Annotated in this window: 14 protein-coding genes; 8 read left to right on the top strand and 6 right to left on the bottom strand. The window is 54.3% G+C overall.

Annotation, left to right across the window (positions count from 1 at the left end; translation table 11 throughout):
- Nucleotides 1-12: 12 nt before the first annotated feature.
- The 3 genes from mnmE to MWU55_RS02795 form a co-directional block, all read right to left on the bottom strand.
- Complete coding sequence (gene mnmE / locus MWU55_RS02805; protein ID WP_246934184.1) at nt 13-1,302, bottom strand: tRNA uridine-5-carboxymethylaminomethyl(34) synthesis GTPase MnmE; 1,290 nt, start codon at nt 1,300-1,302, stop codon at nt 13-15.
- Nucleotides 1,303-1,330: 28 nt separating this feature from the next.
- Nucleotides 1,331-2,602, bottom strand: coding sequence for a transcription termination factor Rho (rho, locus tag MWU55_RS02800; RefSeq protein WP_246934183.1), 1,272 nt, complete (start codon nt 2,600-2,602; stop codon nt 1,331-1,333).
- A 125-nt stretch (nt 2,603-2,727) separates the two neighbouring features.
- Nucleotides 2,728-3,177, bottom strand: coding sequence for a CopD family protein (locus MWU55_RS02795; protein WP_246934182.1), 450 nt, complete (start codon nt 3,175-3,177; stop codon nt 2,728-2,730).
- Between the two features lie 394 nt (nt 3,178-3,571).
- Between MWU55_RS02795 and MWU55_RS02790 the strand changes: the two genes are divergently transcribed.
- From MWU55_RS02790 to dnaQ, 4 genes are read left to right on the top strand one after another with little or no spacing between them, the layout of a single operon-like run.
- Nucleotides 3,572-4,171: a Maf family nucleotide pyrophosphatase gene (locus MWU55_RS02790; RefSeq protein ID WP_246934181.1), complete on the top strand. Its 600-nt coding sequence runs from the start codon at nt 3,572-3,574 to the stop codon at nt 4,169-4,171.
- A complete protein-coding gene (locus tag MWU55_RS02785; protein WP_246934180.1) occupies nt 4,168-5,004 on the top strand; it encodes a shikimate dehydrogenase in 837 nt (278 codons plus the stop codon). The genes MWU55_RS02790 and MWU55_RS02785 overlap by 4 nt, the downstream gene beginning before the upstream one ends.
- Nucleotides 5,001-5,600, top strand: a complete 600-nt coding sequence (gene coaE / locus MWU55_RS02780; protein WP_246934179.1) for a dephospho-CoA kinase — start codon at nt 5,001-5,003, stop codon at nt 5,598-5,600. Before MWU55_RS02785 ends, coaE begins: the two co-directional genes overlap by 4 nt.
- The gene (dnaQ, locus tag MWU55_RS02775; RefSeq protein ID WP_246934178.1) at nt 5,593-6,324 is read left to right on the top strand and encodes a DNA polymerase III subunit epsilon; all 732 of its coding nucleotides are present in this window, start codon (nt 5,593-5,595) and stop codon (nt 6,322-6,324) included. Before coaE ends, dnaQ begins: the two co-directional genes overlap by 8 nt.
- Before the next feature lie 12 nt (nt 6,325-6,336).
- On the opposite strand, the gene secB is transcribed toward dnaQ, so the two are convergent.
- Entirely contained in the window at nt 6,337-6,828 is a 492-nt protein-coding gene (secB, locus tag MWU55_RS02770; RefSeq protein ID WP_246934177.1) for a protein-export chaperone SecB, read from the bottom strand.
- Between the two features lie 103 nt (nt 6,829-6,931).
- Between secB and idi the strand changes: the two genes are divergently transcribed.
- Nucleotides 6,932-7,453 carry an isopentenyl-diphosphate delta-isomerase gene (gene idi / locus MWU55_RS02765; protein WP_246934176.1) on the top strand — a complete coding sequence of 174 codons (522 nt, stop codon included), beginning with the start codon at nt 6,932-6,934 and terminating at the stop codon, nt 7,451-7,453.
- On the opposite strand, the gene MWU55_RS02760 is transcribed toward idi, so the two are convergent.
- Nucleotides 7,433-7,927 (bottom strand): FxsA family protein, encoded by a 495-nt coding sequence (locus MWU55_RS02760; protein WP_246934175.1) that lies wholly within the window; start codon nt 7,925-7,927, stop codon nt 7,433-7,435. The genes idi and MWU55_RS02760 overlap by 21 nt on opposite strands.
- Nucleotides 7,928-8,031: 104 nt before the next feature.
- On the opposite strand from MWU55_RS02760, the gene MWU55_RS02755 reads away from it, so the two are divergent.
- From MWU55_RS02755 to MWU55_RS02745, 3 genes are read left to right on the top strand one after another with little or no spacing between them, the layout of a single operon-like run.
- Nucleotides 8,032-8,691 (top strand): Tim44/TimA family putative adaptor protein, encoded by a 660-nt coding sequence (locus tag MWU55_RS02755; protein ID WP_246934174.1) that lies wholly within the window; start codon nt 8,032-8,034, stop codon nt 8,689-8,691.
- Nucleotides 8,691-9,722: an MltA domain-containing protein gene (locus MWU55_RS02750; RefSeq protein WP_246934173.1), complete on the top strand. Its 1,032-nt coding sequence runs from the start codon at nt 8,691-8,693 to the stop codon at nt 9,720-9,722. Before MWU55_RS02755 ends, MWU55_RS02750 begins: the two co-directional genes overlap by 1 nt.
- Nucleotide 9,723: 1 nt before the next feature.
- The gene (locus tag MWU55_RS02745) at nt 9,724-10,329 is read left to right on the top strand and encodes a Smr/MutS family protein (protein ID WP_246934172.1); all 606 of its coding nucleotides are present in this window, start codon (nt 9,724-9,726) and stop codon (nt 10,327-10,329) included.
- Here MWU55_RS02745 and MWU55_RS02740 read toward each other — a convergent pair.
- Nucleotides 10,326-11,417 carry an alpha/beta fold hydrolase gene (locus MWU55_RS02740; protein WP_246934171.1) on the bottom strand — a complete coding sequence of 364 codons (1,092 nt, stop codon included), beginning with the start codon at nt 11,415-11,417 and terminating at the stop codon, nt 10,326-10,328. The genes MWU55_RS02745 and MWU55_RS02740 overlap by 4 nt on opposite strands.
- Between the last annotated feature and the right edge of the window lie 7 nt (nt 11,418-11,424).

The following is an 11,424-nucleotide window of genomic DNA, read 5'->3' as shown; positions in this document are numbered from 1 at the left end:
ACTACGCACACGCTATTTACCCAAGCAAAAGCTCGAGAATATTTCGTCAAGCAGATGCTCTACATCGACATGACCGACAAGACTATCAAGGGCCCGGATGGCCGTTCTGATCTCTTCTGCGGCAAATTCAGCGCGCTCGGGGCCGTGTTGTACCTCGATTCGCGCATCCTCCAAAGAAAAGAGCGCCCGTTCCATCGCAATACGATGCCGTTCACGCGTGGCGATTCCAGCGCCTTGAACGCGAGTTTCCAACACGTTTGAGATTTTTTGCACCAACAGATCCATGCCCTGCCCGGTCTTGCCAGAGACGACCAGATCCCCGGTCACGCCCAGATCGGCCTTACCATACACAACAAGATCGTCTTTCAGGGGCTCCAATGCGGGATGATCATCCGCCCCATCAAGCAAGAAAACACGCAGATCCGCGGCCCGTGCCCGTTCCCGCGCGCGGGCGACACCGATCGCTTCTACCTGATCATCTGTATCGCGAACACCTGCCGTGTCCAGCACCGTCACAGGAAGCCCTGCAAGCTCCATATGCACCTCGATCACATCGCGGGTCGTTCCGGCAATATCCGAGGTGATCGCCGCCTCACGCCCTGCCAGCGCATTCAGAAGCGTTGATTTGCCTGCGTTGGGACGGCCAACGATGGCAACCTCAAATCCGTCGCGAATGCGTTCAGCGATACGCGTGCCTGCGGTCTCGCGCTCAAGACTGGTCAGCGTTGTATCGAGCAGCGCGTTCACCTCGGGCGAGACATCGACGGGCACGTCTTCATCTGCGAAATCAATCGTCGCTTCCAGAAGGGCAGCTGCACGGATCAAGTCAGTACGCCACGCCCCAGCCAGCTCCCCCAGAGCGCCAGAGAGCATGCCTACAGCCTGCTTGCGCTGTGCTTCGGTCTCGGCATCCAATAGGTCCGCTAACCCCTCCACCTGCGCCAGATCGAGGCATTCATTCTCAAGCGCGCGACGAGTGAATTCACCGGGGTCTGCGGGTCGCAATCCATCTTGCTTTGACAGCTCTGCCAGCACAGCACGGACGACAGCGGTGGACCCATGCAACTGAAGCTCTGCCACGTCTTCGCCGGTGAAGCTGGAACCAGCCTCGAACAGAAGAACCAAGGCTTCATCCAACAGCGCTCCATCCACGCTTGTCAGGCGGCGCAGACCGGCGCGGCGCGGCGCTGGCAGATCTCCTGCCAATACACGCGCAGCCGAAAACGCTTGTGGCCCGGAAATCCGGACCACCGCGACACCCGCTTTCCCGCGGGCGCTGGCAAGAGCATAGATCGTGTCCATTGGACTAACCTATTGTTTATGTTACATATTAAGCATTCATCGAGTCGAAGAACTCGGAATTCGACTTGGTCTGTTTCAGCTTGGAAATCAGGAACTCGATCGCATCTGTGGTGCCCATCGGGTTCAGAATTCGACGGAGAACATAGGTTTTCTGTAGGTCTTTTGGATTGACCAACAGGTCCTCTTTCCTTGTGCCGGATTTCAGAATGTCGATGGCCGGGAACACGCGCTTGTCGGCGATCTTGCGATCCAGAACGATCTCGCTGTTGCCCGTGCCTTTGAATTCTTCAAAGATCACTTCGTCCATACGCGATCCAGTATCGATCAGCGCGGTTGCGATGATGGTCAGAGAGCCACCCTCTTCGATGTTCCGCGCAGCACCAAAGAAGCGCTTAGGACGTTGCAAAGCGTTCGCGTCCACACCACCAGTCAGAACCTTGCCCGAGGACGGAACGGTCGTGTTGAACGCTCGGCCCAGACGGGTGATCGAGTCGAGCAAGATCACAACGTCGCGCTTGTGTTCAACCAGTCGCTTGGCCTTTTCAATTACCATCTCAGACACGGCCACGTGGCGGGTTGCGGGTTCGTCGAAGGTCGAAGATACAACCTCGCCTTTCACGGACCGCTGCATGTCTGTCACCTCTTCTGGGCGTTCGTCGATCAGAAGAACAATCAGATAGCACTCTGGGTGGTTCTTTTCGATCGAGTGGGCGATGTTTTGCAAGATCACCGTCTTACCCGTACGCGGCGGCGCCACGATCAGCGAACGCTGGCCTTTACCGATCGGTGCAACCAGATCAATCACGCGGGCCGAGCGGTCTTTGATGGTGGGATCTTCGATCTCCATCTTCAGACGTTCATCGGGATAGAGCGGCGTCAGGTTGTCAAAGGCCACCTTGTGTTTGGCATCTTCAGGATCGGCGAAGTTTATCCGTTCGACCTTGGTGATGGCAAAGTAATTCTCGTTCTCGCCCGGCGCTTGAATGACAGCCTCAACAGTGTCCCCGGTGCGCAGCGAATACTGACGGATCATGTCGGGTGAGACATAGATGTCATCAGGGCCCGGCAGATAGTTTGCTTCAGGCGAACGCAGGAAGCCAAAGCCATCTTGCAGCACTTCCAGAACGCCATCCCCACCGATGATCCATTCTTCATCCGCACGCTCACGCAGGATCGAGAACATCATCTCGCCCTTACGCATGGTCGATGCATTTTCGATCTCAAGCTCTTCAGCAATGCTTACAAGCTCTTTCGGGCTTTTGGCTTTCAGATCGGCTAGGTTCAGACGGTTTTCAGACATGGAAATGCTCGGAAATAGATCATGACAGCGCTTTCACGCGGTCTATGTCAGGTTGGGAAAAACACATGGCCGGACGGCCTGCTTGGCAGGAGACATAGGCGCTGGCGATCTTTGAGTCAACAAACTCAGTACTTGAACACGACCGAGAACACGATGACGATCATCAAAAGCGTCGGAACTTCGTTCATCATACGATAGCGTCGACCGGTCAGAGTGTTCGCCCCCGACATGAAATCTTTGCGCCGTCCCCCCAGCCACATGTGAAACCATGTCATCGCAAGAATTGACGCACCTTTGGTCCAAGGCCAGATCAAAGTCCAATCGACCACACCGGGTGTGAAAACTAGGCATAGCCCGAAAATCCAGCTGCTGATCATGGCCGGGTTCATGATCGCTTTCAAAAGCCGACGCTCCATCGTTTGAAACAGCTCATCCGTTTCATTGCCTGATCCTACGACCTCGACATGATAAACAAACAGGCGTGGCAGATAGAACAAGCCCGCCATCCATGCGATCACGGATACGATATGAAGGGATTTCGTCCAGAAATACGCGTCAGATAGAAACTCACTCATTCTTAGCCCTTTTTATCGTGATCCCTTTCGACCTTCATAAAATAAATAAAGAAGAAAGAAAGATGATGTTGTTGTTAGGACCTGTGGATAATGGGGATTAATGATCTATCCCGCAAATTGTTCACAGGTGGATAAGTGAAGTTCTGGATTCTGGATGGAATCTGAAAACGTATATTTCTTAGAGGATCTGCGGTTTTCAGTCTGGGGATAAATCACGGGATGAAATATCGTGAAAGGGATTCGTTCACGGGCACCTTACGTAAGAAACCAACAGTGGAAGAAATGTGAAAAGCATCTTAGTAAAGGTCTGACTTATCCATCTGTTCTGGTACGGGCCGAGTTATCTGCTGATTCCAGAACAGGATTACACAGAGTTTTTCCACAGGGTTATCATATGACCGCTTCCCTGATCTTGGCGTCTGCCTCGCAAATCCGTGCTGATCTTCTTCGAAATGCAGCGATTGAGTTTGAGGTGATCCCTGCCCGTATCGATGAAGAAATGATCCGCGCCTCGCTTGAAGCAGAAGGGGCAAGCCCACGCGACCTTGCAGATGCGTTGGCCGAGTTCAAAGCCCGCAAGATCAGCGAGAAACATCCTGGTGCTTTGGTATTGGGCTGTGACCAAGTGGCCGAGCTGGATCAAAAGGTTCTTTCAAAGCCAAATGATCCCGAAGACGCGCGCGTGCAGCTTGCTGCGATGTCCGGCAAGGCCCATCGGCTGTTATCCGCTGCTGTTCTGTATGAAGATGGAAAGCCGATCTGGCGACATGTGGGCTTGGTGCGCCTTAAAATGCGAGATTTATCAACAGATTACATTGAAGACTATGTAGATCGAAACTGGGAAAGCATCCGTCATTCTGTCGGGGCCTATAAGTTGGAAGAAGAGGGCGTGCGCCTGTTTGCTAAGGTGGATGGCGACTATTTCAACGTGTTGGGTTTGCCCCTGACCGAGCTTCTGTCATATCTGATCGTGCGAGGAGATCTGAAGATATGAGCGACACACGAATTCCCCTGGCGGGCGTCATTGGAAACCCGATTGAACACTCGTTGTCTCCAAGACTGCACGGTCATTGGCTGCGCGCGATGGGGTTACCCGGTCACTATATTCCGATGCGGGTAGAACTGGATGATTTGGAAACGATCATTCGGACGCTTCCAAAGGCCGGTTTCGTTGGGCTGAATGTCACCATTCCGCACAAAGAAGCCGTGTTGAAATTGGCAGACATCGTTACGGATCGCGCGGCATTGATCGGGGCGGCGAATACGCTGATTTTCCGTGAAGATGGCAAGATCCACGCAGACAACACAGATGGATATGGGTTTACACAAAACTTGCGTCAATCCGCTCCCGATTGGGCCCCGGAAACCGGGCCAGCCGCTGTTTTCGGCGCGGGCGGAGCAGCACGCGCTATTCTGGCGTCGCTGATCGAACTTGGTGTTCCCGAAATCCGCCTGTCCAACCGAACCCGCGCCCGCGCAGATGCTCTTCGCGCAGAATTTGGCGCGCGGATCGTGGTGTATGACTGGGTCAAGGCGGGAAACATGCTTGATGATGCGGTGACCGTGGTGAACACGTCATCTTTGGGCATGACCGGAAAGCCAGAGTTCCGCGTGCCTTTGGATGGGCTAAAACGTGGGGCGGTCGTGAACGATTTGGTCTACACGCCGCTGAAAACAGATTTCCTTAAACAAGCCGAGGCTGCGGGCTGTCACGTCGTCGATGGGCTTGGGATGTTGCTTCACCAAGCTGTTCCCGGCTTTGAGCGCTGGTTTGGCATGCGTCCACAAGTGGATGATGCCCTGCGCCATGCGGTCTTAGGGGTATGAGCCGCCCGTTTATCATCGGATTGACCGGCTCAATCGGTATGGGCAAATCCACGACGGCCAAAATGTTTGCCGACGCAGGTGTTCCCGTGTGGGACGCAGATGCGGCTGTTCATCGCATTTATGATGTCGGAGGGGCCGCTGTTGAGCCAATTCGTGCACTTTTCCCAAGCGCTATCATTGACGGAGCCGTTAGTCGCGACGCTTTGAAGGTTTGGATGTCAGAAGATCAGGATGCCTTAACAAAGCTGGAGCAAGTCGTGCATCCGTTGGTGGCCGCAGATCGCGCGGAATTCCTCGCTATTAGCTCGGCGCCAATTGTGCTTTTGGATATGCCGCTTTTGTTTGAAATCGGAGCACATGAGCATGTCGATCTGATCGCGGTTGTCTCAGCGCCGGCTGAAATACAGCGCGAACGTGTTCTTGCACGTGGAACCATGACCGAAGAGCAATTCGATACAATTTTGGCCAAACAGGTGCCAGATGCTGACAAACGCGCCCGCGCGGATGTTATTATTCCGACCGTCACAATGGACGGCGCACAGATTGCGGTGCAAGAAGTGATTGACCATGTAAAGGAACGTCTGGCCGATGCGTGAAATTGTACTTGATACGGAAACCACCGGATTTGATCCCGAAAGCGGGGATCGGATCGTGGAAATCGGGTGTCTTGAGCTGTTCAATCACATGCCGACCGGCGAGACATATCACCAGTATATCAATCCGGAACGGGGCATGCCGGACGAAGCCTTCGGCGTGCATGGAATTGGACCGGACCTTCTGGACAGCCCACGCGCTGCTGAAAAAGGCGAAGTTCTGTTAAGGGATAAGCCGGTTTTCAAGCAAGTGGGTCAGGCGTTTCTGGATTTCATTGGTGATGCCAAGCTGGTCATTCACAACGCCAGCTTTGATATGAAATTCCTAAATGCCGAGTTGAAATGGATGGGTCTGCCGCAGATTCCTTGGGAGCGTGCAGTGGATACTCTGGCGATGGCGCGCAGCAAGTTTCCCGGTGCGCCGGCATCGTTGGATGCACTTTGTCGAAGGTATGCGATTGATAACTCATCGCGGACCCTGCACGGCGCGCTTTTGGACAGTGAAATCCTGGCCGAAGTCTATCTTGAACTGATCGGGGGTCGTCAGCCTGACCTTGTGCTGGCAGGAAATCAAACCTCTTCCGGCAAAGGTGGCGCAAATGACGATTGGCGCCCGCGCCCACGTCCAGAACTCCTTCCATCACGCCTTTCAGAAAAAGAAACCGCCGCCCATGACGCTTTCGTAGAAAGGCTGGGCGACGGTGCAATGTGGAAGAAGTTTCAGTAACTTCTTGGTGGATTAGCTCACCGGAGCATCTGCCTTTTCGGCGGCCGCGCGGCGCTCGATTTCCTGACGATACAGGGCAAGGAAATCCACGGTGTCCAGGTTCAGCGGCGGGAAGCCACCGTCACGCGTGACGTCAGACACAATGCGGCGCACAAATGGGAACAACATGCGGGGGCATTCGATCATCAGGAACGGATGAATTTGTTCCTCTGGCACGTTTTCCACGTGGAAAATGCCCGAGTACTCCAGCTCCATCAGGAACAGCTGTTCGCCATTCGCTTTGTTTTTCGATCCGATCGTGTACTTCGTGATCACCTCGTATTGGTGGTCAACGGGACGTGTCTTGGCGTCCAATGCAACTTCAACGCTGATGTCGGGCTGAACTTCACCCTGAACGCCTTTTTGCGCCAGAATGTTTTCAAACGACATGTCGCGGATGAACTGGCCCAGCACCTGCATCTTGGGCGGGACGGGAATTTTTTGTTCTGTGGCTTCTTCGGCCATGGTCTTCTCCTTCGGGAAAATCTGTCGGAACGTCCTTATCAGGTTGGGCAGGGACCCTCAACAAAGGGTTTTACCAACGGAAAATAATCGCTATCAGCGCCCCATGAAGACGATGATCCCAACATGGGTGGACGGCACCCTTACACCTGTTGAGAAACTGGAGGCCCATGAAAAAGGGCTGCGGCACAAAGCTGTGTCGGTGTTTCTGATCTGTGATGGAAAAGTTCTGATCCAGCAGCGGGCGGCGGATAAATATCATACGCCAAACCTGTGGGCGAATACGTGCTGCACACATCCGCATTGGGACGAGGATCCGCGCGATTGTGCCATCCGTCGACTGGATGAAGAGCTAGGGATAAAGGGCGTTGAGCCGATCTGGGTCGAGAACCTGGAATATCGCGCCGATGTCGGCGGCGGACTCATCGAGCATGAAGTCGTCGATCTTTTTGTCATTCACTGTGAAACAAAGCCCAATCTGGACCTGAATCCCGAAGAGGTCCAGGCCGTAGATTGGCTGGATTGCGCTGCGTTAGAGACCAAAATCGCAGCACAACCCGAGCATTTCACGCCATGGCTTCAGATCTACATGGCGAAACACTCGAAATCAGTGTTTGGTCCAGCCTGACGGGCCTTCAACCCCGGTATGGGTTGGGCGTTTTTCAGGTGTCACTTCCGTGAAATCCCCGTCGATAACGTCGTCATCCTGTCGCGGTCGTCGCGGTGCTTCTTGGCCACCCATCGTAAAACTTTGCACCTGAACGCGCGATCGCGCCCATTTGAAAACGGCGCTTCGAACGGCAGGAATAAGCAATGCAAACCCCACGAAATCGGTGAAAAAGCCAGGCGTCAACAAAAGAGCCCCGGAAAACAGGATCATCGCCCCATGAGCTAAGGGTTCGGTTGGATCATTAAGTTGACCAAAGCTGTCACGCAGTTGCGACATGGCCAAAGCCCCCTGTGCGCGCATCAATTGGGTGCCCACAACAGCGGTTATGATCACAATAGCAAGGGTTGGCCACAACCCGATTGCACCGCCAATTTGGATGAACAGGGCGATCTCGATCAATGGAACTGCGATGAACAATGCAAAAAGCCACATGACAATGGTCTCCTTTTCGTGACACCGGTGGACTTGGCCCGGTACTGCACCTACATATGTCTCCGATGATCGCGTTTCCATATGGCGCTTGAAAAGAGGTAACTATGAGCTCTTCCCTGATCCAGCTTCTTGTACTGGCCGGTATTGCACTGTTTTTGATTTTACGGCTGCGCGACGTGCTTGGCACGCGTGAAGGCTTTGAAAAGCCCGTTGTTCCGCGTCAAGATGACCGGCGCCTAGGCGCCCGAGACCTTGAGGTGATCGAGGGCGGGCTGGACAGCGATATTCTGGATCACGCCGAAGAAAACAGCCCAACCGCACTTGCGCTTGCTGCAATGAAGGCGGCCGAACCAGAATTTAATGTAACTGAATTTCTGGGTGGCGCGCGTGGCGCATACGAAATGATCCTGATGGGATTCGAAGCGGGCGATATGGCCAGCATCAAACCCTTCTTGGCAGATGATGTTTACGAAACCTTCGCCGGAGTTGTAGAGAGCCGTGAAGCTCAGGGTTTGACGGTCGACGCCAAATTCGTTGGTGTGCGTGAGCTGAAGCTGGACAGCGCAGACTTCGACAATGCAACCCGCGAGGGCGAAATCTCGGTCAAATTTGTGGGTGAGCTGACGTCGGTTGTGCGCGACAAAGGTGGTGACATCATCGAAGGCAACCCCAACGAGGTTAAGCGCCAGAAAGATATCTGGACCTTCGCGCGCATCATGGGGTCGGACAACCCCAACTGGCAACTCGTCGCCACGGGTGGCTGATGCTTCGGGGGCTGGCAATTGCGCTGGCCCTTTTGGCCATGCCTGCCCATGCGGGCCTAAGCGACGCGCGTATCACTCTTGTGCCGTTTGACGAGCTGGATGGTTGGGAGGATGACAACCACCAAGACGCGTTGCAGGTGTTTCTGGATACATGCCGGGATCTGGATGAACCCCAATGGAAGCCGATTTGCGCATTGGCGCAGACGCAAAGCGATGGAAAGGCTTTCTTCGAGCTTTTCTTCCGTCCTTTGCTGATCGAAGACGGGGCTACTCCGCTTTTTACCGCTTATTACGAACCCGAGCTTAGGGGCTCGCGGTTTGAGACATCGACTTATCGGTATCCGGTTTATGCAAAGCCGTCCGAGGTGACGAGCGGTCAAAGATGGATGCCCCGACGCAGCATTGAAGAAGGCGGCGCCCTAAAGGGTCGAGGGCTTGAGATCGCGTGGGTAGCTGATCCGGTGGATCTTCAGTTCCTTCAAATTCAAGGCTCAGGCCGTATTCGTTTGCCTGATGGTGGCAGTATTCGTCTGGGATATGGCGGATCAAATGGCCACACATTCCGGTCTTTGGGCAAGGAGCTTGTTCGGCGTGGCGTATACAACGAACACCAAGTCTCGCAAGCTGTGATCCGAAACTGGGTGAAGCGCAATCCAGAAGCCGGGCATGACCTTCTGATGTCGAACCCGTCCTATGTGTTCTTCCGAAAAATTGGGGCGGTTTCCGCGAACAAAGGACCGCTTGGGGCGATGAACCGCTCGATAACAGCACATCGATCGGTGGCGGTTGATCCAAAATACACACCGCTTGGTTCTCCGGTCTGGCTGGAAAAGGATGGGGCCGAGCCCTTCCGGCGTTTGATGGTCGCACAAGACACCGGATCGCGCGTGAAAGGCGCGCAGCGGGCTGATATTTTCTGGGGCACGGGCGATTTGGCAGGAAAACTGGCTGGCAAAATCAAAGATCAGGGGCGCATGTATGTGCTTTTGCCGATCCAACGTGCTTACGCGCTTTTGCCCGAGGACCAGTAACATGGCGAAACGGCCCAAGACGCTCAGCGATGATGACAAAGCGCTGTGGAAAAAGGTTGCCGAAAGCACCACACGATTGCGCCCCGCAAAACCTGACTTACCCGTGGAACAACACACCGAGGTATCAAGCCCGCGGCAAAAACGTCCCAAACCGATAAAGGTAGAGCACGCGAAGTTCCGTCTGGGCGAGCGTGCAGCGACTCGTCCAAATCCACATGACCTTGCCCCAAGCATGAGCGACCGCATCGCAGCCAATCCTGTTGCGATGGATCGAAAGACATTCGGGAAGATGAAGAAAGGGCGCATTTCCCCGGAAGCGCGCATTGACCTTCACGGCATGACAATTGCGCAGGCATATCCGGTCTTAACCCGCTTTATTCTAAGTTCAGTTGAGGCAGATTGCAGGCTGGTTCTGGTGATCACCGGCAAGGGAAAACACAAAGATGAAGGCGGACCCATCCCCGTGCGTCATGGGGTTCTGCGTCATCAAGTGCCGCATTGGCTACACACCGCCCCGCTTCGCCAACACGTGCTGCAAATCTCTGAGGCGCATTTGAAGCATGGGGGGCAAGGTGCCTACTATGTTTATCTAAGGCGTCGTCGTTAGGGCGACGTGTTTGGGATCACTAGGCGCGTTGCATTCTGAACAACCAAAACTGTTCCCGGCAGCAAGCCCGGGCGAACCGTTGGGCTATCACTGATTGCCGTGGACAGGTTCGGAATGCTGTTGATCAACCGCAAAAACGCGGGCGATGCAAAGGCGACGCTGTGATCTGCCACCCCATCGCTGAAGGCGGAAAGATCAACTAGCGTAACATCCAGATTTGCTAATTCCGCAACATCCGTATTGTTCCCAAGCCGCGTGCTCTGACCCATTAGACGCGCAGAAAGCTTCAAAGCACGGTCACGAGATGAAGTGAAAATAAAGAAGGGCTGGGGAAGCTTACCGATCCGTTTGGCTTGTTGTCGGAATAGGTCCAGATCGATATCGGGGGAAATCAAAACAACCCCGCTAATCTTGTTCAGCCCTTTCTGTCCGTCAGCAATTGCCATCTGCCGCATTGCTTCCATCGCCAGCAGCGCGCCCATCGAATGGCCGACCAGAAACACCTCGTCTACGCCGGATTGCGAAACGGATCGCAGCGTCGTCTCAAGCCCATCGCGGGCAAAAAGCATGGAATCGCGGTCGTACCCATATCCCAACGGGTGTCCGGCGCTGGGCCATGAATAGTGAACTGGCAGGAAGGGAAGGTCCAAATCTTCATTTAATTGCGCAAAGCGATAAAGTCCTTCTGAGAAACGGTTGTTGAAACCGTGCACAAATACGGCTGCGGTACGCCCTTCGCCGCGTCGCGAACGCACTTCGCGCGACAGAGCGTTTTGGAAAGAGCGTTGATCCGCAAACTGTTCATAATTGTCGACAAGGAAGTGTTGTGCTGGATCGGGTGTTGCGCGACCGGGCCAGTTGATCTCGCCGGGTTCGCGGGTCTTTGGAATTGAGACACCAACTTGACCGAAAAGAAGCTCGCCACCACGATTTCTAGTTGGCGCACCCGTTTCATCTTGCTCGCGGGTAGAGGTGACAAAAATGTTTTGAAGCGCACCGACTTGACCAGCACCGGGATGGTAGACGATGGTTCCACGCGGCGCACAAGCAGCAATGAAGAAAACAAAGAAAAACGCTAGAAATCGCAAAGGCAGC

Source organism: Aliiroseovarius sp. F20344, assembly GCF_023016155.1.
Classification (GTDB): domain Bacteria; phylum Pseudomonadota; class Alphaproteobacteria; order Rhodobacterales; family Rhodobacteraceae; genus Aliiroseovarius.
This window is presented reverse-complemented; position numbering and strand designations above follow the sequence as displayed.